26 protein-coding genes are annotated in these 24,235 nt (G+C 52.7%); 16 read left to right on the forward strand and 10 right to left on the reverse strand.

Annotated elements, in window-relative coordinates:
* Positions 1 to 41: 41 nt before the first annotated feature.
* The 9 genes from CpATCC19410_RS00430 to CpATCC19410_RS00470 all read left to right on the forward strand — a co-directional run bounded on the left by CpATCC19410_RS00430 (position 42) and on the right by CpATCC19410_RS00470 (position 5,434).
* The gene (locus tag CpATCC19410_RS00430) at positions 42 to 785 is read left to right on the forward strand and encodes an alpha-ketoglutarate-dependent dioxygenase AlkB (protein WP_014400904.1); all 744 of its coding nucleotides are present in this window, start codon (positions 42 to 44) and stop codon (positions 783 to 785) included.
* A gap of 72 nt (positions 786 to 857) precedes the next feature.
* Positions 858 to 1,520, forward strand: a complete 663-nt coding sequence (locus tag CpATCC19410_RS00435) for a DNA-3-methyladenine glycosylase I (RefSeq protein ID WP_013240947.1) — start codon at positions 858 to 860, stop codon at positions 1,518 to 1,520.
* On the forward strand, positions 1,517 to 2,218 hold the full coding sequence (locus CpATCC19410_RS00440) for an SDR family NAD(P)-dependent oxidoreductase (RefSeq protein WP_013240948.1): 702 nt from the start codon (positions 1,517 to 1,519) through the stop codon (positions 2,216 to 2,218). The genes CpATCC19410_RS00435 and CpATCC19410_RS00440 overlap by 4 nt, the downstream gene beginning before the upstream one ends.
* Before the next feature lie 99 nt (positions 2,219 to 2,317).
* On the forward strand, positions 2,318 to 2,638 hold the full coding sequence (locus CpATCC19410_RS00445; protein ID WP_013240949.1) for a heavy metal-binding domain-containing protein: 321 nt from the start codon (positions 2,318 to 2,320) through the stop codon (positions 2,636 to 2,638).
* Between the two features lie 38 nt (positions 2,639 to 2,676).
* Positions 2,677 to 2,967, forward strand: coding sequence for an RNA-binding S4 domain-containing protein (locus CpATCC19410_RS00450; RefSeq protein ID WP_013240950.1), 291 nt, complete (start codon positions 2,677 to 2,679; stop codon positions 2,965 to 2,967).
* The gene (locus CpATCC19410_RS00455; RefSeq protein ID WP_013240951.1) at positions 2,967 to 3,791 is read left to right on the forward strand and encodes a VOC family protein; all 825 of its coding nucleotides are present in this window, start codon (positions 2,967 to 2,969) and stop codon (positions 3,789 to 3,791) included. Before CpATCC19410_RS00450 ends, CpATCC19410_RS00455 begins: the two co-directional genes overlap by 1 nt.
* Positions 3,792 to 3,795: 4 nt before the next feature.
* Positions 3,796 to 4,086, forward strand: coding sequence for an MGMT family protein (locus CpATCC19410_RS00460; RefSeq protein WP_014522081.1), 291 nt, complete (start codon positions 3,796 to 3,798; stop codon positions 4,084 to 4,086).
* A gap of 44 nt (positions 4,087 to 4,130) precedes the next feature.
* Positions 4,131 to 4,376: a hypothetical protein gene (locus tag CpATCC19410_RS00465; RefSeq protein ID WP_014300383.1), complete on the forward strand. Its 246-nt coding sequence runs from the start codon at positions 4,131 to 4,133 to the stop codon at positions 4,374 to 4,376.
* Positions 4,377 to 4,438: 62 nt separating this feature from the next.
* Complete coding sequence (locus tag CpATCC19410_RS00470; protein WP_013240953.1) at positions 4,439 to 5,434, forward strand: HNH endonuclease signature motif containing protein; 996 nt, start codon at positions 4,439 to 4,441, stop codon at positions 5,432 to 5,434.
* Here CpATCC19410_RS00470 and glpK read toward each other — a convergent pair.
* The 4 genes from glpK to CpATCC19410_RS00490 are packed head-to-tail and all read right to left on the reverse strand — an operon-like array spanning position 5,431 to position 10,496.
* Positions 5,431 to 6,960: a glycerol kinase GlpK gene (glpK, locus tag CpATCC19410_RS00475; protein WP_014400907.1), complete on the reverse strand. Its 1,530-nt coding sequence runs from the start codon at positions 6,958 to 6,960 to the stop codon at positions 5,431 to 5,433. The genes CpATCC19410_RS00470 and glpK overlap by 4 nt on opposite strands.
* 9 nt (positions 6,961 to 6,969) lie before the next feature.
* On the reverse strand, positions 6,970 to 7,695 hold the full coding sequence (locus CpATCC19410_RS00480) for an MIP/aquaporin family protein (RefSeq protein ID WP_013240955.1): 726 nt from the start codon (positions 7,693 to 7,695) through the stop codon (positions 6,970 to 6,972).
* A 56-nt stretch (positions 7,696 to 7,751) separates the two neighbouring features.
* Positions 7,752 to 8,612, reverse strand: coding sequence for an alpha/beta hydrolase (locus CpATCC19410_RS00485; protein WP_013240956.1), 861 nt, complete (start codon positions 8,610 to 8,612; stop codon positions 7,752 to 7,754).
* A gap of 12 nt (positions 8,613 to 8,624) precedes the next feature.
* A complete protein-coding gene (locus CpATCC19410_RS00490; protein WP_013240957.1) occupies positions 8,625 to 10,496 on the reverse strand; it encodes a M13 family metallopeptidase in 1,872 nt (623 codons plus the stop codon).
* A gap of 18 nt (positions 10,497 to 10,514) precedes the next feature.
* Here CpATCC19410_RS00490 and CpATCC19410_RS00495 point away from each other — a divergent pair, with 18 nt between their 5' ends.
* From CpATCC19410_RS00495 to CpATCC19410_RS00505, 3 genes are read left to right on the forward strand one after another with little or no spacing between them, the layout of a single operon-like run.
* Positions 10,515 to 11,087, forward strand: a complete 573-nt coding sequence (locus CpATCC19410_RS00495) for a hypothetical protein (RefSeq protein WP_013240958.1) — start codon at positions 10,515 to 10,517, stop codon at positions 11,085 to 11,087.
* On the forward strand, positions 11,084 to 11,986 hold the full coding sequence (locus tag CpATCC19410_RS00500; RefSeq protein ID WP_013240959.1) for a PrsW family intramembrane metalloprotease: 903 nt from the start codon (positions 11,084 to 11,086) through the stop codon (positions 11,984 to 11,986). Before CpATCC19410_RS00495 ends, CpATCC19410_RS00500 begins: the two co-directional genes overlap by 4 nt.
* The gene (locus CpATCC19410_RS00505; protein WP_013240960.1) at positions 11,979 to 12,854 is read left to right on the forward strand and encodes an ABC transporter substrate-binding protein; all 876 of its coding nucleotides are present in this window, start codon (positions 11,979 to 11,981) and stop codon (positions 12,852 to 12,854) included. The genes CpATCC19410_RS00500 and CpATCC19410_RS00505 overlap by 8 nt, the downstream gene beginning before the upstream one ends.
* A 7-nt stretch (positions 12,855 to 12,861) precedes the next feature.
* On the opposite strand, the gene CpATCC19410_RS00510 is transcribed toward CpATCC19410_RS00505, so the two are convergent.
* From CpATCC19410_RS00510 to CpATCC19410_RS00530, 5 genes are all read right to left on the reverse strand, one after another.
* On the reverse strand, positions 12,862 to 16,146 hold the full coding sequence (locus CpATCC19410_RS00510) for an arabinosyltransferase domain-containing protein (RefSeq protein WP_014300385.1): 3,285 nt from the start codon (positions 16,144 to 16,146) through the stop codon (positions 12,862 to 12,864).
* Entirely contained in the window at positions 16,139 to 18,214 is a 2,076-nt protein-coding gene (locus CpATCC19410_RS00515) for a galactan 5-O-arabinofuranosyltransferase (protein WP_013240962.1), read from the reverse strand. Before CpATCC19410_RS00515 ends, CpATCC19410_RS00510 begins: the two co-directional genes overlap by 8 nt.
* 147 nt (positions 18,215 to 18,361) lie before the next feature.
* Complete coding sequence (dprE2, locus tag CpATCC19410_RS00520; protein ID WP_013240963.1) at positions 18,362 to 19,123, reverse strand: decaprenylphospho-beta-D-erythro-pentofuranosid-2-ulose 2-reductase; 762 nt, start codon at positions 19,121 to 19,123, stop codon at positions 18,362 to 18,364.
* Positions 19,124 to 19,138: 15 nt separating this feature from the next.
* Positions 19,139 to 20,605 (reverse strand): decaprenylphosphoryl-beta-D-ribose oxidase, encoded by a 1,467-nt coding sequence (gene dprE1, locus CpATCC19410_RS00525; RefSeq protein WP_013240964.1) that lies wholly within the window; start codon positions 20,603 to 20,605, stop codon positions 19,139 to 19,141.
* Positions 20,606 to 20,688: 83 nt separating this feature from the next.
* Positions 20,689 to 20,913, reverse strand: coding sequence for a hypothetical protein (locus CpATCC19410_RS00530; RefSeq protein WP_013240965.1), 225 nt, complete (start codon positions 20,911 to 20,913; stop codon positions 20,689 to 20,691).
* Between the two features lie 44 nt (positions 20,914 to 20,957).
* Between CpATCC19410_RS00530 and CpATCC19410_RS00535 the strand changes: the two genes are divergently transcribed.
* Genes CpATCC19410_RS00535 through CpATCC19410_RS00550 form a run of 4 tightly spaced genes read left to right on the forward strand, consistent with a single transcriptional unit; the run spans position 20,958 to position 23,324 of the window.
* Positions 20,958 to 21,419: a hypothetical protein gene (locus CpATCC19410_RS00535; protein WP_013240966.1), complete on the forward strand. Its 462-nt coding sequence runs from the start codon at positions 20,958 to 20,960 to the stop codon at positions 21,417 to 21,419.
* Positions 21,416 to 21,946, forward strand: coding sequence for a hypothetical protein (locus tag CpATCC19410_RS00540; RefSeq protein ID WP_013240967.1), 531 nt, complete (start codon positions 21,416 to 21,418; stop codon positions 21,944 to 21,946). Before CpATCC19410_RS00535 ends, CpATCC19410_RS00540 begins: the two co-directional genes overlap by 4 nt.
* Positions 21,947 to 21,966: 20 nt before the next feature.
* Positions 21,967 to 22,854, forward strand: a complete 888-nt coding sequence (locus tag CpATCC19410_RS00545) for a hypothetical protein (protein WP_013240968.1) — start codon at positions 21,967 to 21,969, stop codon at positions 22,852 to 22,854.
* A gap of 11 nt (positions 22,855 to 22,865) precedes the next feature.
* Complete coding sequence (locus CpATCC19410_RS00550; protein ID WP_013240969.1) at positions 22,866 to 23,324, forward strand: GtrA family protein; 459 nt, start codon at positions 22,866 to 22,868, stop codon at positions 23,322 to 23,324.
* Positions 23,325 to 23,327: 3 nt separating this feature from the next.
* On the opposite strand, the gene glfT1 is transcribed toward CpATCC19410_RS00550, so the two are convergent.
* Entirely contained in the window at positions 23,328 to 24,230 is a 903-nt protein-coding gene (glfT1, locus tag CpATCC19410_RS00555; RefSeq protein ID WP_014522312.1) for a galactofuranosyltransferase GlfT1, read from the reverse strand.
* Positions 24,231 to 24,235 lie beyond the last annotated feature (5 nt).

Genomic DNA, 24,235 nt, shown 5'->3' on the forward strand with positions numbered 1-24,235 from the left:
GAGTGCGGAGGTAGTGCAAAGGGCTGTGGTTAAGAGGGGCAATGTTCATGCGCGTGATTCTAAAAACCAGGTTTGACATTGCTACTACATTTGGGTGGGTGCCTACGCTTTTCGATTCTTACCCAGTACCCAGATCTCCGCAGTTAATCAGGCCTGGAATCGTACATTTACCAGGCTTTCTTTCGTTCGCAGAACAGCGCGTAATGGTGGAGAAAGCGCGCGCGGTTGCGTGTCGATTAGCGCATACGCCTCTGGCGATGCATCAGCAACAATGGAAGAGCGGGACGATGAGCGCACATCTTATGTCTTTGGGAAAACACTGGGAATATAGCTCTCACCAGTATGTATCTGAATGGCAGGGGCAAGAAGTGCCCGATATCCCAAACAACTTTTTAACCCAAGCGTATGAGGCCTTCGAGCAAGCGGTTTGTCTCGACTCCGACCTGGCTCCGTGGGCTTCTGATTATCGCATCGATGCTGCCCTGGTGAACTACTATCCACCAGGCTCCGGGATGGGAATGCACCAGGATGTTTTTGAAGAATCCTCGGCTCCGGTTGTTTCACTATCCATAGGTGCCACAGCGGTGTTTCGCGCAGGAAATTCGGAAAATCGAAATAAACCCTGGCAAGACGTGCTGCTATTAAGCGGCGATGCACTTGTATTTGGTGGTCCTTCACGGAAGATATTTCACGGTATCAAGCGTATCGACGATGCCACTGTCCCGGATAATTGTGGGCTGGAAAGGGGACGGATCAATATAACTTTTAGGCAGGTAGAGCTGTAGTTTTATGCCTTATCGTCTCGATTTAGGGGGTATAGGGGGATGAGTGTCATAACGAGTTTATAGAGTGGGCACATGGATACCAGCAATGTACTGAAATCAACACCATTGAGCACAGATCTTGTTCTTGCGGAGGGACTCGTTGTAGGCGAAGACGGGCGAGTGCGCCCTGAATGGGCGGCAAAAGATCCATTACTCAGAAAATATTATGACTATGAATGGGGAAGACCCGTTCACACCGAATCGGGTTTATTAGAGCGTTTATCGTTAGAAGCGTTTCAATCTGGTCTCAGTTGGGCTACCGTGTTGCGCAAACGAGATGCTTTTCGAGCAGCGTTTTATGACTTTGATGCAGATACGGTTGCACGTTTTGGGGAAGAGGATATCGTTCGCTTGTTAGGGTGTTCTGAAATTATTAGGAACCGTCGCAAAATTGAAGCGGTAATAACTAATGCTCGCGCAACGATTGCTCTGCGAGCGTCCGGAGGCCTAGACGCTTTTATCTGGGATTTTGCCCCTAAAGAGCATCAGCCGCCAGCTACGTTAGCAGACACTCCGACGGTTTCTAATGCTTCAAAGGCACTGGCAAAAGCACTGAAGAAAGCCGGATTTACATTTATCGGTCCAACAACTTGCTATGCCTTGAGCCAAGCTATTGGGATGATTGATGATAGGCCAGCAGGGGCATCGAAATTGCTTGATGATATCGCGGATCTGAATAAAGGAGTGATGGCATGACAAAGACCGCAATTGTGACGGGAGGTTCTTCTGGAATTGGAGAAGCTACAGCCAGGGCATTAGCTTCTGATGGCTGGTATGTCATCGTGGCAGCACGTCGTATGGACAGATTGCGCCGCATTGCATCAGAGATTGGTGGTGAAGCTATACAACTAGATGTGACTAGCGATGAGTCAGTTGCTCATTTTGCTTCCTGCATTCAGCAGTGTCACCTCCTGGTCAACAACGCTGGAGGTGCGCTTGGCCTGGACCCTATAGCGGAAGCATCAATTGCAGACTGGCAATGGATGTACGAAACTAACGTACTTGGCACGCTTCGGGTGACGCGTTCTCTTCTTGATGTGCTTCACGACGGCGCACAGATCATAAATATTAGTTCCATCGCAGGCATTGCTCCTTATGCAGGTGGTGCCGGTTATAACGCAGCAAAGTTTGGGGTTACTGCTATCAATAAGGTGATGCGTATCGAGTTTGCTCAGCGTAATCTACGGGTAACAGAAATTAACCCTGGACGGGTTAAAACAGACTTTTCGCTTATCCGCTTTCATGGTGATCAAGCTAAAGCTGATGCAGTTTATGCAGATAAGCTCAACCTCACCGCAAAAGATATTGCTGAATCCATCAGGTGGGTAGCTTCAGTGCCTGAGCATATGAATATTGATCGCATGGTTATTACTCCGCGCGATCAGATCGTCTAATTGTACGGTGAGAGCTACGGTCCTTACAGATCATTTGTGGAGGGCTGCGAAATAAGTAGCTGAAGAAGGTTTTTTCAGCATGACAAGTTTGGAGACACCATGATTGTTACTACTACTAGCGTTGTTTCTGGTCGGGAGATTTCTGAATATGTACGGGTAGTCGCAGGGGAAACCATCGTTGGTATTAATGTGTTCAAAGACATTACTGCTGGCTTTAGAAACCTGGTGGGAGGTAGGAGCCAAGCTTATGAAGGTGAAGTAAAAAACGCACGAGAACAAGCTTTAGCGGAAATGGTGCAGCGGGCCATTGAGCTTGGGGCAGAAGGCGTAGTGGGTGTGGATATTGATTATCAAACTCTCGGATCAGATAACGGAATGATGATGGTTTCTGCAACAGGCACTGCAGTGCGCTTTGCTTAAAACCACTAGGTGGTGAGAGGCACGATAGACTAGGCATCATGCAAGCGCAGGATGTCACTATTCGTGATCAAGAGATTAAACTAGGTCAATTTATTAAACTCGCTAGTCTTGTAGAGACCGGCGGCATTGCGAAGGAAGTTATCGCGAACGGCGAGGTCACGGTGAACGGCGCCGTGGATACTCGCCGCGGCAAGAAGCTTCGCGACGGAGACGTGGTCTGCGTAGGAACGCTCTGCGCCCGCGTTAAAACCACAGCCGAAGAAGACGACTACTTTGATGAAAAGACAGCTGATGACGACTTTGATCCGGAAGTATGGAGGAACATCTAATGCCAGCCTTCCAAGCTGCGTCGGGGATGCCATATTGGATTGACCTAACGTCCAGTGACCTGCGTAAGTCAACATACTTCTATACCCAAGTGTTGGGATGGGAGATTGAAGAGTTTGGCCAGGATTATTATCTCGCTCGTGTGCAAGGCCTCCCAGTAGCGGGATTCATTAAAAGGCCTGAGGACCAGCAACAAGCTGATACCTGGGTGACTTATTTCCTGACAGATAACATTCATGCTGATTGTGAGGGCGTCGAAAAGCTGGGTGGGCGTGTGCTCGCGGCGCCGATGGAAGTACGGCTCGGTCTTATGTCCATTGTCGTGGATAATTCAGGTGCACTTTTTGGATTAATCCAGCCTGCTGGGGAGGAAGCCTTCATTGCGGCTGGCGAGCCAGGAACGCCAGTTTGGCATGAATTAACGTGCACTACAGGCTACGCCAAAGCGGTGAAGTTTTATCCTTCTCTGTTCAATTGGACTACGGCAACGGTGGACTCTGATCATAATTTTGAGTACACCACAGCAGAAACTGATGGCGGTGCTTTTGCTGGCATTTTTAACGCGGAAGGGCAGTTCCCGCCTCAAGTCCCTAGTTTTTGGCAGACCTATCTGGGCGTCTCTAACATGGATGAAGCAGTGAGGAAGACAAAGGAATTCGGCGGAGAAGTGATTCGTGAGCCTTTTGCCTCGGAATTTGGTTTGATGAGCATCATTTCCGATTCTACGGGAGCCACAGTGACAATATGCGAAGTAGAAGAAGCTGTGGAAGAAGGCCGTGAATCTGATCCTCTTGAGGGAATTGATCTCAGCCAATTTGGGATTTAAATAAATGTATGAGCTCGATGATCTCAGCTCGAAAGTTCTTGACGTGGTCGACGGAATACCCGTTGGCCGCGTGCTTTCTTATGGGGATATTGCGGAAATCGTAGGTATCGGTCCACGGCAAGTTGGGAAAATCATGGCGACCGTTGGACATCTAACAGCTTGGTGGCGGGTTGTGAGATCGGATGGGAGTAGCCATCTGGTTGATCGTGCTGTTCATTACTGGGATTTGGAAAATATTGCGCACAATGGAAAAAGGGTTTTCATGAAAGAATCCCGATGGGGTTGCGATTTGTAGCAAATTTGTTCTATAATGGAGGGGATTATATAAGGGGGGAAGTCGTGTTTGCGCAAGATATATCTAAAGCTATTGATCGGATCGCGGATGATATTGATTCTTTGCGTAAACTTCTGACGTCACCGGAGGAAATTAACTTCTCTGAAATGGCCGATTCCTTTGTAAAACTAGAGCAGGCTTTTTCCTTTAAAGCTTATAGCGATGCCTTTGTGGCCTATTGTGCTCATATTAACAATGCGGGAACGCTCGTTGGGAGCAAAAATCCGTCGATTTTCTTGTTAATGGTTTAGATCTTTCTTTATCAGAAGCTCGGGAAAGACTTACGCGGGGCATTAGTCTTTTTGCTTCTCCGATGGGAGAAGATATTCGAGAGAATGCAGCAAGAACAAAAATTGAAAAAATAAAGATCATTGACCGAGAATTGCGGAGCCTAAAGAAAAACACTGAGCTAGAGACTTATCAGTTACGGGCGGAATTTATCGCGAAAGCACAAGGCATGGGTGCAGAAGCTCTTGGGCAATACACGAGAAATCGTGTGAAGGAGCTTAATCGTAAGGCTGATCCAGACCCCTATGCTGCGCTTAAAAGGAGAAAAATCACCATAAGCAAACCGGACAAAGATGGTGGGGTATATGTGAGTGGTTATTTACCACCGGCTACGGGTGTTCTTCTTAAATCTTTGCTTAGCCCTGCGAGGCGAAAAGGGGTTGCATCGTCGGTTGCTCCGGAAGAAGATAAGCGGACATGGGCGCAACGACGGGTCGATGTCTTCCATCAATGCTTGGCCCAGAGTTCTTCCTTGATTGCAAAACAAAATGGTGGTGTAGGGACTGTTATTGTGTCTACGACCATTGAAGAACTTGAAAAAGCTGATTGCTCTACGCGCTTCTACACAAATACAGATATTGAGCTTTCTCCTCTCGACCTTCTGATGCTAGGTCTTAGAGAAGATCTCTTTGCTTGCCTTATGGATAAACAAGGGATTCCACTACAACTGGGGCGGAGTAAACGTACTGCCAGCATCTACCAGCGTTTAGCATTGGTGGCAAGAGAGGCAGTGTGTTCGCATCCTAATTGCGAACAACCCGCTTCCAATTGCGATGTTCACCACTTGATAGCTTGGTTTGATGGTGGTCGCACCGATCTAGAAAATTTAACTTTATTGTGTAGACACCACCACACCAGCAATAACGATAGAAGAGATTTTCGTTTTGGTGTAGGGCATTATCAGAGAGACGCGGGAGTCGTAAAATTTTATAGACCGGGTGTTCCACCTGAAGAAAATCAGGCTCCCGCCAGACGCAAGTCGGCGGGATACCGGATAAGGATGGCGGAGAAGTCTGCCTAGAACTCGTCTACATTTTCTTCCCAGTTCAGGGAACGCTTTACTGCGCGCTTCCAATCGTGGTAAAGCTCGTCGACTTTTTCCTGATCCATTGTAGGCTTCCAGACGTGTAAATCGCCTTTTTGCTGAGTGAGGAAATCAAGATTTTCCCAGTAGCCGACAGAATAACCGGCGGCAAAGGCGGCTCCGGTGGCCGTGGTCTCCACGTTTTTAGGGCGAGTAACCGGGACGCCAAGGATATCTGCCTGGAACTGCATCAGGAGTTCGTTGTAGGTCATTCCGCCGTCGACACGAAGTTCAGTGAGCTTCACATCTGAGTCGGCGACCATGGCGTCTGCAACGTCGCGGGTTTGGTATGCGGTTGCTTCCAAAACGGCGCGAGCTAGGTGATTGCGGTTAACAAAGCGAGTGAGTCCGACGATGACGCCTCGGGCGTCTTGTCGCCAGTATGGCGCGAAAAGTCCGGAGAAAGCTGGAACGATATAGACGCCCCCGTTGTCTTCAACGCTGCGTGCCATGTTCTCGATCATAGGAGCGTTGGGGACAAGCATGAGGTTATCGCGCAGCCACTGGACTAGCGATCCTCCTGCAGCAACTGAACCTTCCAATGCGTAGACCGGTTTTTGGCCTTCAATTTGGAAGCAAACTGTGGTGAGCAAGCCGTTTTCGGACCACTTAGGGGTGGTTCCTGTGTTGAGGAGCAGGAAGAGGCCTGTTCCGTAGGTGTTTTTTGCCTCACCTGGACGGAAACAACCTTGGCCGAACATGGCGGCTTGTTGGTCGCCAAGCATTGATCGAATGGGAACCCCGGAGAGCGATCCACGTTCACGTACTTGATGGAAATCGCCGACTGATGGACGTATCTCAGGGAGCATTTCCATGGGGATATCCATGGCTTTGCAGAGTTCTTTGTCCCACTCCAGTTTTTCAATATCCATGAGGAGGGTGCGGGAAGCATTAGTCACGTCGGTTGCGTGCAATGCCGGTGCGCCGTCATCGCCATCGGCGCCGCCGGTGAGGTTCCAGAGGAGCCATGTGTCGATGGTGCCAAAGAGGAGTTCTCCTGCCTCGGCTCGCTCGCGGGCGCCGTCAACGTTGTCTAGAATCCACTTGATTTTGGGACCAGCGGGATAAGAATTGATGAGGAGGCCGGTCTTGCGGTACCACCGGTCAGCGCCTTCATCACCAGCGAGTTCTTTGCAGATTGAGGTGGTGCGAGTGTCTTGCCACACGATGGCGTTGTACACGGGCTCGCCGGTGTTTTTGTCCCAGACCACTGTGGTTTCGCGCTGGTTAGTGATGCCTAGGGCCGCTATGTCTTTAGCTGACAGGTCGCTGTCTGCAAGGGCGGTCCCTACTGCGCGGCGGGTATTGTCCCAGATTTCGATGGCGTCATGCTCTACCCAGCCTTTTTGAGGGAAGATTTGTTCGTGTTCATATTGACCAACGGAGACCTGGTTGCCGTCATGGTCAAAGATGATGCAGCGGGTTGAAGTAGTGCCTTGGTCGATGGCTGCTACATATTGCATGGTTGCTCCTTATAGTGCGAGTAAGCCTGTGGCGACGGCAGCAAGCATAGGCGCAACGATTGGTACCCATGCATAAGACCAGTTTGCGCTGCCTTTGTCTTTGATCGGAAGAATGAACGCGTACGCTATGCGCGGCCCGAGATCGCGTGCTGGGTTGATTGCATATGCGGTGGGCGATCCCAGGGAGAGGCCAATGGAAACCACAATGAACGCAACAGCGAAGTATTTGAGCGGTCCAACATCTCCGGATGGTCCGAGAGCGATGAATGCCAGCAGCACGAAGGTTGCGATGAATTCGGTGACTGCATTCCAGAAATTGTTGGGGTGTGCAGGGTTGGTGAAGAAGATCCCGCCGGTGTTTTTGTTACCTCCGGGGTTTCCGGCTTCGTCGTAATTGTTAGCGTCGAAAAGCTGCTTAAATGCCGCCCAGCAAAGGAATGCGCCGAAGATACCGCCGAGCATTTGTCCCGCGAAGTACCACGGAACCAAGTTCCATGCGACACTGCCTTTGACGGCGAGCATGAGGGTTACTGCGGGGTTGAGATGGCCTCCTGAAGGATTGGCGATGCTTGCACCCGCGAAGACAGCTAGGCCCCAGCCAAAGGCGATGGTAAGCCAGCCTGCATTGCGTCCCGCTGAGGTCCGGAGAGTGACCAGCGCGCAGACGCCGTTGCCCATTAAGAGCAGGATGGTTGTTCCAAGAAACTCCCAGTATAGATATTCAACTCCAGTCATTTTTATCCTTTGGTAGTAGGTGACTAAAGATCGTACAGAACAAAACAAGGGAAAATTTATGTGTTACTAATCACAAGGAAATCGGCTACGTCTTTTACCCGCTCTCGCATGACCTCTGGAGTAGCTACCCTGTGTTCAGAGACATACTCCTTGACCTGCGACTGAGCCTCTGCCCACGGGTAGCGATCAGCAACGGAATCCTGCGTGGCTACCTGTAGAAAAGTAGGCGGGAAAACCTGTGGAAATTCTGCATCGCATAAGTGCGTTGGGAGGTAATCGAGGGTTAAGTGCGGAAAAGTAAGTGCTTGCGCGTCCCAAAGGTCACTTGTGAGGGCGGCTAATGCGGCCCCTGAAGAGTATCCCCATGCCACGAGGCGCGGCGGATTCATGCTGCGTACCCATTGGGCGGCGCGGCGAACCGAGGCGATTGCATCGGAAACCGTGTGATCGGGGAGGAGGGGATAGTCAAGATCGAGGAATGTGATGCCGGAGAGATTAGCCACGGCTGCGACTTCTGGGCGCCAGGCATTTTCCAAGGCGGTTCCTGAGCCTTTCCACCAACCACCAGGATGGAGTGAAATACCCCATACGCCGGTTGGGTGCGCGGGACGAATTATCTGACCGTTGGGGACATCCTCGGTGGTCACGCCGTCGCTAAAAGCGACGCCCGGCGTGGTGTGATCCAGAGCGGAGCCGAGCATCAACATGGAGGCATGAGTGATCCGGTCGGCGAGGCGGGCGTCGTAAGTATCAAGAACAAGCGGGTCAGTGGGGGAGTCTGACCATGGGGGATTCATCGCAGGGCGTTCATAGTGGGCCGCTATGTATGTGGAAAGCTGTTCCAGTTGTTCTTCGGGACTCAGCTTCCGATCTTTGCCGCCGACTTCAAATTCTTTGCGTTCATCCATGCGGCCCATGGTACGCCGGGGTTACCAGATTGTGACGCGTTTTTCCGGTGCGATCCACATCGGGGAGTCTTCTGGAACGTTAAAGGTCTGATAGAACTCAGCGATGTTGCCTGCAATGACGTTGCAGCGGAACTCTGCTGGCGAGTGCGGATCTATGGCCAAGTATTGTTCTGCCAGTTCAGGGCGTATTGCTGTGCGCCAGATGCGGGCCCATGACAGGAAGAGGCGTTGGAGTCCTGTCGTGTCCTCCCCGTGGTCGGCTAGGTAGCGCTGATAAGCGACTACTGCTATGCCTAGGCCGCCGAGGTCTCCGATATTTTCTCCGAGCGTGAATTTTCCGTTAACGCCGGTGGATTCCTTAAGCACAGAAGGGACTAGGCCGTCGAATTGCTCGACGAGCTTTGAGGTGAGTTGGGTAAAGGCCTCGCGGTCCTCCTCGGTCCACCAGGAGTGCAGGTTGCCGTCGCCGTCGTATTGGCTGCCTTGGTCATCAAAACCATGGCCAATTTCATGCCCGATGACTGCACCGATTGCGCCAAAGTTTTCGGCGGCATCCGCCGTGGGCGAGTAGAACGGCGCCCGTAAGATCGCAGCGGGGAAAGTGATGTCATTGACCACAGGGTTATAAAACGCATTGACGGTTTGCGGCGTGGTTACCCATTCAGAGCGGTCCGCGGGCTTGCCTAACTTGGAGAGCTCGTAGTCATGGGCATAAGCGGAACCTGTACGGACGTTGCGGAGAAGATCTTGGCCAGCGTCGGAGAACTCTAGATCGCCATAATCGCGCCAGGTGTCTGGGTAGCCGATCTTGGCGTTGAATTTATCCAGTTTTTCCAGTGCTCGCTTGCGGGTTACTGGTGTCATCCACTGCAGATGCTCAATGCGCTCCCGGTACGCAGCGATGAGGTAGTCAACCAAAGTCGCCATATCTTTTTTAGAGGAGGCCGGGAAGTGTTCTTTAACAAAGACCTCACCGATTTCCTCGCCAACAAAACTTTCTGCGAGTCCGACAGCACGCTTCCAACGGTCACGCTGCTGGGTAGCGCCGGAAAGGGTGGTGCCAAAGAATGCGAAGTCTGCGCGCGAGATTTCAGGGGTGAGCACTCCTGCGCGCGCATGGAGGATGTGCCAGGTAGTAAGCAGCTTCCAATCGTCGATACGCTCAGAAAGTAGCGTATTTATGTGATCCAAGTAGGAGGGCATCATGACGATTACGCGGGATTCAGGAAGTCGTGCGGCCCGTAGAAGCGTTGCGACGTTCTCCGGAAGCTCGGAAAACTCGGTCGGATTAAAGGTTTTTAGCGCGTCTCGGGTGCTTACTACATCCCAATGACCCCGTGCTATGTCCGTCTCAAGCGCCACGATGCGCTCTGAAGCTTCCTCGGCCGGTAGTCCGCCGAGCCGCTGTGGGTCGAGAAAACCTAGCATCGTAGTAACATGCGCTTTATATGATTCGAGCATGTCCGGATGCTCTCGATAATAAGCCTCATCGGGAAGCCCAAGCCCAGACTGAACGATGTAGGCTACCGAATCGCTACCATCGGAATCTTTGGCTACCCAAAAACTAACGGGGCCGCCAACACCTAAACGATCGAGCTCGCCCAAAGCCGTGGCGAGTTCGTTTGTGGTTTCTACTTTCAGACGATCCAAATCTTCATCGATAGCAGCTACTCCAGCTGCCTCGATTCCGGGGACATCCATGAAGGAGGCATAAAGTTTTCCTGCCCGTGAACTCGAGGATTTAACCAGCTCATGAACATCGACCTCTGCCTGATCGCGGAGGCTATGGAATGTCCCGTCCACGCCTCGATCTTCGGGGATAACGTGAGTGTCTAACCACTCGCCATTAACAAAACGGTACAGATCCTTCATTAAAGGTTGCTGAGAAGTCATGCCCCAAGGATATATCGAATGTTCGATGAAGAAGGTAGTTTGAACAGTATGTCTTACTTCCAGTTCCGGCCTGCGATGTCGGCAAAATCCTGGTGGCTCGTTGCCGTAGTGGTCACTCTGCTGCTTGTCCTCCCCGCTGCGCTCAATGCTGTGGTCCCCAGCATTGATTTCAAATTGAAGAATGTGATCTTAGGAAAAAAAGATAGTTTTGAGCTTCCAGTGGTGTTAGACGACGGTGCACACCTGCAATGCAAAGAGGAAATGTCCGATTTATTCCAGCCTCAATGGGATTGTGAAGGCACCAGAATTAACTCGATGGTGGTTGATGGCAGTACGGACCAGGACCACACGCTTAGGCGGATGATGCGTTTGAACGCCAAGGTTCCATTGCCCAAAGACGCAAAAATATTCCGTGAGGGAAATATTAGGATCATTGAAGGGGCTAGCCAAGTGGGCTTAAGCCTTGCAGTGCAGGGAGAGGATGAACAGAAGACCTTGTTCGTTCTTGTCACGGGGCCAGATACGGATAACGCCGTACAACTCATCGCGAAGAATTTTCAAAATTATGCAGTGAAGGGAGCCACCGCGTGAACACCTCGTTGGTAGGACCTATAAAATCAGCCACCCACCCAGCGTCCATTTCCTGGGTGATGTGGGCGATCATTGGTATTTCAGCCCCAGTGTCTCTCTTTTATTTAGGCGCTTACGTATTACTTTCTCCTAGCGGATCGGCTGTGGGACTGCTTTGCGGAGTGGCATACTTAATAGTGGGAACCCTGATATTCCGGGTGTCTCCTATGTGGCCTAAGGCAGGCTGGAAATGGTACGTGACCTCCCTTTGTTGGGGCGCCTGCTCTTCTTTTGCCCTGGTTATGGCTTCCTCTCAACCCATTATTGATTTAACGGAAAAATTGGGTTGGAAGATGGTGAGTGCGTCCTTTGGTGGGGCATATCCTGAGGAAATTTCTAAAGCTCTCGGTGTTCTTCTCATACTGTTTACGTTTTCTAAAATCAGCCGTCCTTGGCATGGGTTTGTTACCGGCGGCATGGTCGGCTTAGGGTTTGAAATCTTTGAAAACCTGATGTACGGGGTTATTGAGGGGATGTCGGATGCCAATTCTGACGTTCCTGGAGCGCTATCTTCCTGGGGACTAAGAACTCTGGCGGGACCTGGTCTCCACGTATTTTTCACGGCAATAGCCGGATATGGCATCGGGCTAGCCGTGTTTACATACGGGTGGGATCGCTTCCGTCGACTTCAGGTCGCAGGTGCGGCTCTGCTTGTGGCCTTTACTTTCCATTTCTGCTGGAACCTCACATGGGAGGGTGATCTCGGCACTATCATCAACGTGATCGTGGTGTCGCTGTGCCTCTATCCCCTTGTTATTTATCTTTGGATTAGATGCCATAGAGACGCCACCGCTGATTTTGGCATGATCCGCATGAACTCTCCTTTGACGTTAGTAAGCCAAGTGAGGAACGATGAATAAACGCATTGCTGTACTGGGAGTCGCGATGTGTCTTACAGCTTGTGGCTCTATTGAATCTGTGGATGGCGGTAGAACTGACTCAGACGCGATTGTTATTGGATCTCAGACGTATTATTCCAATGAGGTCATCGCTGAGATCTATGCGCAAGCGTTGGAAAAGGCCGGGCATAAAGTAGACAGGCAGTTTCAGATCGGACAGCGAGAAGTCTATATGTCTGAGGTGGAAAACGGATCCATAGATGTGTTCCCTGAATACTCAGGGCCGCTGCTGCAATATTGGAAACCAGATACCACAGCGCGGCTACCAGAAGCTGTATACGCAGAGCTGCAATCTGCGCTTCCCTCGAGTTTGCAAGTCCTGAATCAAGCAGAGGCTTCGGACCAGGATTCTTATGTTGTGACTAAGCAATACTCGGAGGAACACGGGATAAAGTCTATTCAGGATCTGGCCAAGGTTAAGAACATAACCTTGGGGGCAAACTCAGAGGCGGAGGATCGCCCCAACGGACCCAAAGGCCTAAAAAGCGTCTATGGGGTGGATGCTGCCTTTACTCCTATTGAGGACTCCGGTGGGCCGCTGACAGTCAAAGCTCTCAAAGACGGTGATATCCAACTGGCGATTATTTACAGTGCGGACCCCTCTATTGCTGCAAATAATCTGGTAAGTCTTGAGGATCCCAAAGGGCAGTTCCTTGCGTCACGAGTAGTGCCGTTGGCTAATAAAAAATTAGATGCAGACGCTGCGGCAGTGCTTAATAAAGTGAACGCACAACTTACCACCCAGGATTTGATCCAGCTGAATACGCGTTCCGTGACAGAACAGCTCCCCAGTGCGCTGATTGCCAAGGAATGGCTAAAAGCGCACTAGGGAGCTTTTAGTGGTCCGTGTTGATATTCATTGGACCGGGGTACCAGAGTCCTGATCGAGTAACAGTCTCTGTGGTGATCTGAGCTAGATCAGGCTCTTTGCCCTGCGAGTTGGGGCGTGGATGGTAGACCTCGATGGATCCCCAATCGCGTTGCCAATCATTCTTGGAGTAGCTCGGAAGCTGGTAGCTATAATTCACGGCTTCCGCAATTCCGGTGACACCGCCGCCAAAGTAGTCTTGGAAAGAGGCTCCAGAAGCGCGGCCTTCTGCGTCGGCGGAAATACGGAATTTAGGAATTTCTGCTACGCCTGCATAGTGGTTGAAAGTGCGCTGGCAGGGGAACTGCAGCGGCACCGCCCAGTCGAGCAGCCCGGGGGTTTCTGAGGTGTAGACGTCATTTAGCGTCTCCAGCGTGGGAACACGCGGCGGGGTAAACGCTAGCCATTCATCAGGGCTGAGGTTGCCATCTGTTGCGTGGATACGGATAACGTTGGCTTCCTCGGGGAGCTCTGAAAGCGGAAGACGCAGGTTACGCCATTTAAGGTCAGGTCCGATATCAAGCATTTGCTTTTCACCGAGCATGTCAACCTTCCCATTGGAGGCGGTTCCGTACTCGATGATCAGCTTCTGGCCCTCTTTTTTGATCCCATCCAGGTCGAGATGCTCGATGCTTCCCGCAGCAGAAACCGCGATGACAGGGGCAGACTCACTGCGCTCCGGCAGCTTATACCAATCGGAGATAGCTTCTGCGTAGTGTTGCTCGCCGCTGGTCCAAGAGCCAAGAACCGGCACACGAGTGTAATCCAAATTAAAGGGAAGCTGCGCGGTGGAACCGTTTACGCCCACAGCTGCGCGGTGTTCCTTGCCCTCGGTAGTGGTCTCGGTGGTGTCCGTGCTGTTGGCGGTTCCCGCGGTGCTAGAAGAAGACTTGTTTTCTTCTGTGTAGGCCTCGGAGGAAATGTGGTTGGGATCAAATGCCCGATTCTTGCCAAAAGTGAGTGATTCTCCCAGACTGCTGTGCAGCGGCTGGAGGAAGGACTCGTTGGTGTTTGCCTCCACGAGGACGTCGTTAGCAAGGTTGCAAGTATTGCCCGCGGCTGCCCGCAGGTTGCCTAATCCGACGGAGTAGGCGGGGTATTGCGAGAGAAAACCTTTGCCCAGGGACGCCATAGAAAACGCTACGGCGAGGATGCTGAGTATCGCAATAGGGGCAGCTGCGAGGCCTTCAAAGCGCTGTTTGCGGAAGTCCACGGGAGCCTCACCGCGTTCCTCTGCCACATCCTTTTTAAAGGACTGCAAAACGCCTATGCCCAACACAACGAGGGAAATAACCAACATGACGGTAGACGCTTCGATCTCATGGATCTGAATCGTCTTATCCCACCAGGGCACGCTGTAGCTAGATGTGTACCACCATCCGTTTGTGCCGGAGAGCGCGAAGGCAAAGACGAAGAGTATTCCGCCTGTAAGAAGGGTACGTGACCGAGGGGCACGCAAAGCCATATGGGAGAGTGCCACCGCGCCGACCCCCGCTAGAGCCGCTGCGATGCCAGCCCATACGCCAAAGTGGTGAGTCCACTTGGTGGGCGTGAACATCATAAAGAACAGGGTTCCCACCATGGCCAGCAACAGTCGGAAGACCGGACCCTTGTTGCTCCCAGGAACCTTTCCGTTACGCAGAATGGAGGTGAGCACGAGGGCAATAGAGATGAAGGTGAAAAAGACGCCGATTCTTCTGGCAAAAGAACCATCGACGGTTTGCTGCATGAGTACCTGGTAACGGGCGAACTCGTTGTACCAGCTTAACGACGGTCCCGTCTCTGAGCGGACATGGATGGACTCGAAGACGTTCATCAGAGTTTGATCGCCAAAAACAGCAACCAAGACTGCAGTTCCGGCGGCTGCAAAAGGCGCGACCATAGCCGCGATGTTGAATGCGGGCTTGCCGCCTAGAAGCGGTATACGGCGGTAAATAATGCGGATCAAATACGACAAACCAGCCAGCAAGCAGGCAACGGCCATGAGACCGGTGGGGCCACAAGCAAGGGTAAAAGCAGCGAGAAGCGTTCCTACTGCAGCAGGAAGGAGCCGTTCGGTCTTGATAGCAACCTCGAATGACAGCCACGTGAGCAGGGTGCCGGCAGCAATGATTGGTTCTGGGCGCAGACCATTGTTATAAGCCAACCAGAAGGCGAGGAACACAAAGGCCATGGTCCATTGGGAGACGCGTCTTCCAGCAATTTTTTCGCCCAGACGCGGGAGAACCTCGCGGGAGAGGGCGAACCACACGATAAGGGCGGCGATGAGGGACGGAAGTCTCATCCAGATAGAAGATGTGGAGACATGCGACATAAGACCCAGAAGGTCATAATAAGGTGCGCCGAAGGGCGATTCCGGAACACCAAACCAACGGTAATAATTGGCCATATAGTCAGCGTGCGCAGCAATCCGCCCCATTGTAAGGATGAAGCCATCATCAGAGGTATTGGCGCCGATGAAATACCAGAAACCTAGGATCGCGACAACAATGGCGTCGAGTCCCCGAGGGCGCCAAGCGCCGTGTTGGAGGAAACGCACCTTTTTATTGTCTTGCAGGTCTAGCAGCCCCAAGCAGACAAGCGCAATAACGGTCATCGCCCCGCCGAGCCACATGGTCGTGTACTTTGCTGCGGTAGGGGAGGTGGTGAAGCGAGAATTAATCTCTACGTCGACCTTAAGCGCGCTGCTGAGGCTGTCAGCAGCCTGGGAGTCGAGCTCGGAATACAGTCCTGTGATCTGTGGACGCTTGTCTTCATCTATAGAACCGCTGTACTCGCCCACGGAAGCAGTAGTCGCGTCCTTGGTGGAAGAGACGCTGACTTTTGCGTCGGCAGGCAGTTTTTTGAGTTCATCTGCAGTCAACTCGAAGACGAGCTCGCCACGGGATGTTATCTGGATTCCGCCGTCGGAAGAACGCACGAAGAGCCCGCGCGCTGCGGCATCTTCGCTGTCCTCCGGCAAGGTTCCCACGATGAGGCTTTGACCTGGGCGGAGTTTTTCAGAAGCGCTAATCGGGATGACTGCGTTAAGTTCCTGAGGAGAATAACTCATCAAAGGAGCGTTAACGCTATTAAGGTTTCCATTCTGCGGCCAGGACAGAGAAGACTGCACCTGATTGACCGGCATAAACGGCGTCAAGAGGAAGAGTATGAAGCCGAGAACACCCGATAAAACCGCCAAAAGCTTTAGCGTTTTAACTTTCTGCGAAACTGAACTAGACACGAAATCCGAGTCTACGTCATGCTTATCCACGGGTCACCACCACAAATGGTCCTACCTGATCGACTTTCCAGGGAGAGTCTTTGCCTGTGAAGACCTCCGGGTTGATTTTTACTCCGCGGAAACGGACATTGGGATTGTTGGGATAGATATCCTCCGCAAGGTCAAAGTTCCAACCGCTTGAACTTTCTTCCGTGGAATCGGCGCGGAAAACAAAAGCATCGGGTGCCCGCCATGGGGTGGCGTGCAATGCGCGGTCAAACGCTTTGGGGTCTTTGAGCTGCTGCCAGCTGTCCATTGCCCATTGCTCTATGGTTTTATTCCGCTCATTAAATTCCCCAAGAGGATTTGCATAGTGTGAGGTGAAGGCCTGGAAACCGTGGTAGGGGTAATAAGCCATGAAGTTCATCTCATCTGTGAGAACTACAGTCTCGCGTGGAAGTGAGCCGTTTCCCCGCAGGATTTTGTCAATCTCGGCATAGTACTGCGTGGCATCAGCCGGGTAACGGTCAGCGCGCTCACCGTTACCATCTGTGCTGGAATAAGCATGGTCAATAGAATGCGAGTGTTTTGCGGGAATATCCTGGGCATATTTGATGCCGCCAAGGGCGATCACAATGGCAATGACCATTGTGATTTGCCGTGAAGTGCTAGCAGAGAATTGCACGGGATAGAGGCGGTGAATTCCTACAAGGCGGAAATCCGCTATGGCCAGTACACCTGCGGTGGCTAGAAGAACTGTGACCACAGGATCTAGGCGGAAGCCAAGGAGAGTAGAGCCCGTGAGCGTAACAGCCATGGAGGCTATGACCCAGATGTAAGCAACCACGACGGCAACGCCTAGGGAGTTGATGTCTGGATCCGCCGCTCGAGCCAATAGGTAGATCAGGCCTAGCATGCAGAGAATTCCCACAATGCTGGCTGCAAACATAGGAAGCGGGATTTCCGTGCCTTCAACGGGGAGGAAATGGGAAGCGGTAGCACCTGAGGTGTGGTTGCCGCTTAAAATGAAAACAAAGTACGGGCCCCACGCGATAGCGGCGATAGCCATAGAAGAAACACCAATGGTGACGATGCGCCCAATGGGCTTCCAAGAACGCAGCATTAATGCGGAAATAACACCAGTGATAGCGATCAGGCTCAGCGCGATAATAGCTGTATAGAGGGTGTACATAGATGCAGAAACACCCAGATAGAAAATAATCGCAAGCATGGCGCTTTTGCGTCCCGACAATGCACGACGACCGATAATAACTGCGGCTGGTATGCCCATTGCGATAATGCATGCGTAGGGTTCTTCCGCACACATAACGAGCGCAATAGTAGTGGTTACTAGCGCTATGCCGGTAGCTACGGGCAAGCTCCCAACGAGACGCTGCCATATCGGGACGAGGAGGCAGCCTGCCATGCTGAGAGAGATGAGCGAATATGGCTGGAAGACTTCCCACCCAGGAAGCCCGAGGAGAGCTCCCAGTCTGCCGCCAAACCAGAACCATGCGCCGGGGTAATACGCTGGAAGATCGATATAGTTCATATCGGTGAGCTGCCAAGAATCTGTAAGCCGCGTCATGTATTGGGTGCGGAAAACTTGATCTACGGTTAGTCCGTCAAGGTAGAGCTTGGTCGGGGATAGCGGTATCCCGAGGGAAGCCACTACTAGACCTGCCGGGGATAAATAGGTCAGGGCGTAGGTGAGCCAGGTAAACCAACGGGGACGCTCTTGGTTTGTCTTCTCATAATGAACCCACCAGATCATGAGTGCCGTGACCGCAACAACAACAAGAAGTGTGCAGAAAGTGGCCAGTGCACGTGTAACCAGAGAAGGGCCAAAGGCTGGGAGATTGACTTGCTTGAGTATGTACCAGGAGATGAAGGTAAAGAGCCCACCTCCCAGGATTGCAGCGACTATTCCGAACAGAGTGTGCGGACCATCTTGGATGTCAGGGGTGTAGTCAAAGTCGTAGCTTTTGTCCCGTAGGTTGTCCTTGTCGGGGTGTTTGAGCATCACCGGAAATGGGTCGCTGGCTGCAGCAGAGGCGTGCGGCGCTTCCGAGTCGTCTTTCGGCGGTTGGGAATCTGCGTTGCGGGCACGATTGATCATAGAGAACAGTGTGTCATACGCTCTTAAGACCTTTAAGAAAAGCCATTGATATTCTTGCCGGTTACAGCGTTTTTAGTGACAAGCATCACTGTTTTTGCTGCTAAAACACAAAGCCGCCGTGCACTGCACGGCGGCTAGAGCATTTTGCTAGAACGGTAGCTTTCGGAAGATCGCCTGAGGAATAAACTTGAAAACAAGCGAGACATATTCGAACAGTGGATGAACGAAGATGGAGCTCTTTCCGGACAAAACCGCTTGGACAGTTGCCTTAGCTACGTCCTCGCGATCCACCGTGAGTGGAGCCTCTCCCGCATCAGCGGACATCTTGGTACGCACCTGACCTGGGCGTACGACAAGGACGTTGACGCCATAATCGCGAAGGGCCTCGCCTAGGTTGACGTAGAAGCCGTCCATGCCAGCCTTGGAAGCACCATAAACAAAGTTGGAGCGGCGAACACGCTGACCTGCAACAGAGGACAGGGCAACGATAGTGCCGTGGCCTTGGGCCTTGAACTTCTCCGCGAGGAGTACACCAACGGATACCGGTGCGGTGTAGTTGGTCTCGGCACTGGCCACAGCCTTGGACTGGTCCTGCCAAAGTTCTTCTTGGTCCCCAAGAGTGCCAAAGGCCACGATGGCTACGTCGACGTCTCCGAGAAGGAAAGCCTGGTCGATGACATCGGCGTGCGTATCAAAGGCAGTTGCGTCGAAGTCGATAACCTCAACGGCGGATGCGCCAGCTGATTCGATGTCCTTCACGGCGGCGTCGATACGCGGCGAATCCTTGCGCGCAGCAAGGGTGACGTGTGCGGGACCGTGAGTCAGGAACTCGTTTACGATAGCTAGGCCGATCTCGGATGTGCCACCGAGGAGGAGGATGTTTTGGGCTTTGCCCACTGCGTTCAGCATAGGAATCTTTCTTGATTAGTGTAGCTCGAGGCGGCGGGACATGTCAGAAGCGAAGACGCCAGTGGGGTCGATCGCATTACGTGTCTTGAGCCAGCCTTCCATTTCTGGATACATCGAGTGGAAGTTTTCAGCGCTCGTACGAGATTCTTTGGCCAAGTAGAGGCGTCCACCGAACTCCATGACACGGCGGTCAAGCTCATCGAGGAACTTGCCTAGTCCTGGCTTAATCGGGAAGTCTACGCAGACGTTCCAACCCGGCATCGGATAACTCAACGGCGCACGGTTTCCTTCTCCGAAGAGCTTAAACACGTTGAGTGCGGAGTAATGTCCGGAACGCTGGATATCGCGGACGATATCTTTGAATGGTTCGACAGCCTCACGTGGAACCACGAACTGATACTGCAGGAAGCCCTTAGAACCATAACCGCGGTTCCACTCTCCGATGAGGTCGAGCGGTTGATAGAACTGGGTGAGGTTTTGCACCTTGTTCCTGTACGTGCCTGACTTGAGCCACCAAAGTTCACCGATTGCGATCATAGAAAGCTTGTTCATGGTGAAGGAAGGGAAAATATCCGGAACCGTCACAAGCTGTGGGGCATTGAACTTCAGGGGATCTTTGGCCAGCTTGGGGGAGAGCTCTTCCAGCTGCGCGAGTGTGGCTAGGGAACCCCGTGAAATGGCGGCGCGACCTAGCTTGGGCTCCGGGCTGATGGCGTCGAACCAAGCGGAGGAATAGGTGAAGTTGGACTCGGAACCGTCGGAGTGGAATTCCACGGTTTCATCGAGGTTAGCGGTGAGGTCGCCGTCTGCGATGAAGTAAGCGGTTTCCGTCTTGGTCATACGGATCTTTGCACGGACAATGATGCCGGTGAGGCCCATGCCGCCAACGGTTGCCCAGAAGAGAGAACCGTCTGGATCATCTGCCGAGCCTTCTGGCTCAAGGTGCAAGATGCGACCGTCGGCCACTAGCAGTTCCATGGAGGTGACGTGATCACCGAAAGAACCAGCTGAGTGGTGGTTCTTTCCGTGGATATCTGGGCCGATAGCGCCGCCGATGGTGACCTGACGAGTACCTGGAAGAACAGGAACCCACAGCCCGTAGGGGAGAGCCGCCTTCATCAACTGATCAAGGGTCACACCGCCATCAACATCCACAATGGCGGTCTCTGGATCAATAGAGTGGATCTTGTTCAAAGGCTGCATATCAATGACAAGGCCACCAGCATTTTGTGCAGGATCGCCGTAGGAGCGGCCCATACCGCGAGGGATTACGCCACGACGGAGATAGTCTGGCTTGGAGTCATTTTGCTCGGCGACCTGGCGTACTGCCTTGACGATGGTCTCCAAATCTGGAGTTGCGAGGACCTCTGCGGTTGTGGGGGCGGTGCGTCCCCAACCGGTGAGTTTCATGGCTTCTGTGTGTAAGGCTCCGGAGACACCGCTCGAAGCTGCGGTGCTGGACGTGCCCTTGGCGCTCGTCATCGTCTAACTACCGTACCCGTTTACTTCCGAATGTGACCACGTCTAAAGGTGCTCTGAGGGGTGGTTTTTCTCACTAAAAAACTTTACAGGTCCATCATGTCGCGAATTTCCTGGGGAAGTTCCTCCTGCGACGTAATTTGCGGACCGTCATATTCCTCGAGGATTTGATAGATACGCACTCGAGAAGCGCTATCTAGCATGGGGATTTCCTCAGCCATGAGGAGGGTCATGCGGGAATCCATGGGAGTATTTGTGCGTTCTGCCGCGATATGCGTTTCCACGGTCTTCTTTTTGAGGAATCCAAACATAGAAGTCACTGTACCTCCCAGCGAGTTTGGCTACTCTGGAGTACATGAAAGACACCACTGTTGAGAGAAACCTGAATCCTTTAGATGACACGATGACGGGGCGTATCTCCCAGGCTGCAGCCATAGGCCTGATCACCGCGCTGCCGGACTATGTGCACACCAAGGCGCTTCGGTGGGTAATTAATACCGTCATCCTTGGGTCTCTCCTGGGCGTCGCTTTATACGCTAATACCCATGATGATGATCCAGACAATGATCCTGATGTGATCGCTGCACGTGTGCGTGAGCAACTGGAAAGCAGCGACGCTAAAGAATTCGGACCTCTTGTCACGTGGGGTGCGTTTGCAGTGCTCCTGCTTATTTTCCTTGGGATCAACAAACTAGACAGAACAATAAGCAAAAAGGTCGTTGAGTTTTTGCGTCGCCGTGGAGTTTCCAAGCCTCATACTCTGCTTGGGGTTGTCGGCGCGGCGCTGGTTTTTGTTTCTTCCGGAGACCAGCGGTGATTAGCATTATCGACGTTCGCGGCGCGGCGCCGGACCATACCGTTGTGCTCTGGCACGTACACACGGATCCTTCCTATCCCACCGGCCTCATGTCTGGGGCATGGGTGCTTGGTCCGGGGGAAGCTACGCCCGTGGATAAGCTCCCGAGCCTGCTTACGGGAACAACAGCTCTTCCCTTGAACGCCGAGGCTCGCGAGTTAGTGCCAGGCGATATCACATGCGTCAGTCTCCGCGATGTAGCTGATGCAGTGCGGACGGGGCTCGATGAGATTAAAAAGGAAGCCGCGCGGGCAAAGTCGGAGAATGAAAAACTCGTCGCCCCGCGTTTTGAGGCCCTCACGGATATCTCTCCAGAGGATTTTCTTGATGCATATCGGGGTGAGCCTCAAGCACGAGATGCATGGATGATGGCCAGCGCAGTAGCCGGATGGATGCAGCAATGGCTCGACATAGAATCCGTGCGCAGGAGCCGCGCCTATCTCAAAGAAGCGTTTGGCTCAGAGCCGAGGCCGCTACCGATCGGCTAAAAATCGCTACGCTGGGCACTGTGATACAGCGCAGCGGAGTGATCTGGATAAGCGAGGCCCGCCTGCGTCGTGGAAAGGCCGTTGCTCGGCGCAGGCGAATCCGAGCAGGAAAAATAATAGTTCTACAGCTTAAAGTCATTGATGCGGCGGGGATTCTGCATCGAGTTCTCGGAGTGCGAGACACGCTGAAGCTTGCGGGGGTCGCCGAGATTATCAAGACGTGTTTTGGTTTTGATGCGGCTTCGCCGCAGTCTTTTTATCGTTGCGGCGAGCAAGTGTCGATGAATGATTGTTTACATGCGCATACTGCTGCGATTCGCGCCGGGCAGCTTGAGTACAACTGGGGACTGTGGCGAGTAAGCCTTTCGATCCTGGACACGTATTCCCGTGAAGCTTCTGCACCGGAGGCTTTGTGCCTGGGAGGAAGCGGGGATCTTTATGAACCAGATGCGCCAGTGGATACGGCCCGTATCAATATGGCTATTTCTGGTGGTAAAAGAGCACAAGAAACCCTTGCTCACGTGCATGAGGAGGTTGTTTCAATCATTCAACGTACCCAAGAGACTGGGTTGATCCCGTTACTCCAGGCACTAGGGCTTGGAGAGGAACCAAATTACGCGGCTTCTGGCCTGCAGGCTCTTCCTGTGGAGCAGTCGCGCCAGGCACGGGAGGCCTGGTGGTCTTTTGTGATCGGCATGGCGTGCATGGGAGGGAAAGACCTAAGGTCGCGGGTGGCCGGGCGGCTCATGAGGAAGTTGGGCTGGCAAGAAGACCTGACTGATGAGCGGATTCGTGAGTTATGTGGGGCGTCGATAAGCAAGCTAGAAGAGCTCGGTGGATGTGGTGCCCATGCGTTATCTGCAGTGGAAAGAATCGATATCTACCGAGAATTACTCCGTAAGAGGTAAAATCGCGCCCCGTGGCTAATTCCAACACCGGCGCGCATGACCAGGCCGCCCCCAATGTGACTGTGACTACCTCCTCGGCGAGCGTGGCTTCTCAAGGCATCAAGTTCATCATCTCTGGAGGAATCTCCGCAGTTGTGGACCTTGGTCTGACTTATCTATGCCAGATCGTTTTTGGGTTCTCTGCTGCGGGAGGACGCACTATTGGGTTTATTTTTGGCACGATTACCGCTTATCTAATCAATCGCCGTTGGACCTTCCAGGCTGAGGCATCAACCAAGCGATTCTTGCAGGTAGCGGTTCTGTATACGATTACCTACTTTGTTAACGTGGGTGGGCATTCCTTGCTCTTCTCGCTATTAACTCATTACGGGGTGAGCGAACAGATTGCCCTAGTTATCGCCTTTGTGATCTCCCAAGGGACTGCCACGGTGATCAATTTCTTTGTTCAGCGCATTTTTATTTTTAAGTAGCTATTACGGCCGTTCAAAGCGCTCCGAGCGGCCCATGTGGTGGAGCTTGAGCCACTGTAAAAATCCCTTAGGGTCTTTGCGCTGAATGAGGAAGAACCAGCCAAATCGCGCATACTCCTGGGGAAGAAGCCGACGCATACCGGGTTGATTCATAAGGTATCCGCGGTTGCGATAAGTGAAGAACCGCTTGCCCTCGTTATCTGGGTATTGCGTATGCATGCGTCCCCCAAGGATTGGCTTAAACTCATCCGAGCCATCCGGGTGCAGATAAGCAGCGGTGAGACAGGTGCCAAATTTGAGGCCGGAACGCACTAGTCGGCGATGATACTCAACTTCATCGCCTCGGATAAACAGACGCAAGTCGGGGACGCCGATGCGTTGCATAGCATCAGCGGAGATAAGAGCGCCGTTAAATAGCGAAGCAATACCTGCTAGGAAATCCTCATTGCCGAGTTCACTGCGGAACCTACGCCACGTGGTGCCACGGCGAAGCGGGAATGCCAGCTGGTCAGGTTCTTCTGCATTACAAACAACCGGGGAGACCTCATCGAGGTGGTGCTTTTTTGCTACGTGCAAGAGGGTTGCCAGGACATTCTCGTCTTCCGGGCGGCCGTCATCATCGGCGCACCAGACAGCGTCGGCTCCCAGCCTCAGCGCGGTGAGAAAACCAAGCGCAAACCCGCCGGCTCCTCCCAAATTATGTTTGCTTCCGAGGTAGACGGCGCGCTCGCCGGCGATAGCGGTAACTAGGCTCTCGACGGCGGGATCATCACCGTTATCTACAACGATGATGTGATCTACGGGATGCGTCTGTTGCGCAACGATCTTCAAAGAATTCTGCAACAGCTCGACGCGGTTGTGAGTGACAATGACAGCCGCGATGCGACCAGTAGAAGCTATAGGCATGGGGT

This window comes from Corynebacterium pseudotuberculosis, assembly GCF_002155265.1.
Lineage (GTDB): Bacteria > Actinomycetota > Actinomycetes > Mycobacteriales > Mycobacteriaceae > Corynebacterium > Corynebacterium pseudotuberculosis.

Excerpts from the sequence above, each read along its gene's own strand:
- CpATCC19410_RS00450 (WP_013240950.1), top strand. The coding sequence starts at position 2,677 with ATGCAAGCGCAGGATGTCACTATTCGTGATCAAGAGATTAAACTAGGT.
- glpK (WP_014400907.1), bottom strand. The coding sequence starts at position 6,960 with ATGCAATATGTAGCAGCCATCGACCAAGGCACTACTTCAACCCGCTGC.
- CpATCC19410_RS00495 (WP_013240958.1), top strand. The coding sequence starts at position 10,515 with ATGTTCGATGAAGAAGGTAGTTTGAACAGTATGTCTTACTTCCAGTTC.
- CpATCC19410_RS00455 (WP_013240951.1), top strand. The coding sequence starts at position 2,967 with ATGCCAGCCTTCCAAGCTGCGTCGGGGATGCCATATTGGATTGACCTA.
- CpATCC19410_RS00485 (WP_013240956.1), bottom strand. The coding sequence starts at position 8,612 with ATGGGCCGCATGGATGAACGCAAAGAATTTGAAGTCGGCGGCAAAGAT.
- glfT1 (WP_014522312.1), bottom strand. The coding sequence starts at position 24,230 with ATGCCTATAGCTTCTACTGGTCGCATCGCGGCTGTCATTGTCACTCAC.
- CpATCC19410_RS00490 (WP_013240957.1), bottom strand. The coding sequence starts at position 10,496 with ATGACTTCTCAGCAACCTTTAATGAAGGATCTGTACCGTTTTGTTAAT.
- CpATCC19410_RS00445 (WP_013240949.1), top strand. The coding sequence starts at position 2,318 with ATGATTGTTACTACTACTAGCGTTGTTTCTGGTCGGGAGATTTCTGAA.
- dprE1 (WP_013240964.1), bottom strand. The coding sequence starts at position 20,605 with ATGACGAGCGCCAAGGGCACGTCCAGCACCGCAGCTTCGAGCGGTGTC.
- CpATCC19410_RS00435 (WP_013240947.1), top strand. The coding sequence starts at position 858 with ATGGATACCAGCAATGTACTGAAATCAACACCATTGAGCACAGATCTT.
- CpATCC19410_RS00505 (WP_013240960.1), top strand. The coding sequence starts at position 11,979 with ATGAATAAACGCATTGCTGTACTGGGAGTCGCGATGTGTCTTACAGCT.
- CpATCC19410_RS00440 (WP_013240948.1), top strand. The coding sequence starts at position 1,517 with ATGACAAAGACCGCAATTGTGACGGGAGGTTCTTCTGGAATTGGAGAA.
- CpATCC19410_RS00430 (WP_014400904.1), top strand. The coding sequence starts at position 42 with ATGTTCATGCGCGTGATTCTAAAAACCAGGTTTGACATTGCTACTACA.
- CpATCC19410_RS00460 (WP_014522081.1), top strand. The coding sequence starts at position 3,796 with ATGTATGAGCTCGATGATCTCAGCTCGAAAGTTCTTGACGTGGTCGAC.
- CpATCC19410_RS00480 (WP_013240955.1), bottom strand. The coding sequence starts at position 7,695 with ATGACTGGAGTTGAATATCTATACTGGGAGTTTCTTGGAACAACCATC.
- CpATCC19410_RS00530 (WP_013240965.1), bottom strand. The coding sequence starts at position 20,913 with ATGTTTGGATTCCTCAAAAAGAAGACCGTGGAAACGCATATCGCGGCA.
- CpATCC19410_RS00515 (WP_013240962.1), bottom strand. The coding sequence starts at position 18,214 with ATGATCAATCGTGCCCGCAACGCAGATTCCCAACCGCCGAAAGACGAC.
- dprE2 (WP_013240963.1), bottom strand. The coding sequence starts at position 19,123 with ATGCTGAACGCAGTGGGCAAAGCCCAAAACATCCTCCTCCTCGGTGGC.
- CpATCC19410_RS00535 (WP_013240966.1), top strand. The coding sequence starts at position 20,958 with ATGAAAGACACCACTGTTGAGAGAAACCTGAATCCTTTAGATGACACG.
- CpATCC19410_RS00470 (WP_013240953.1), top strand. The coding sequence starts at position 4,439 with ATGGGAGAAGATATTCGAGAGAATGCAGCAAGAACAAAAATTGAAAAA.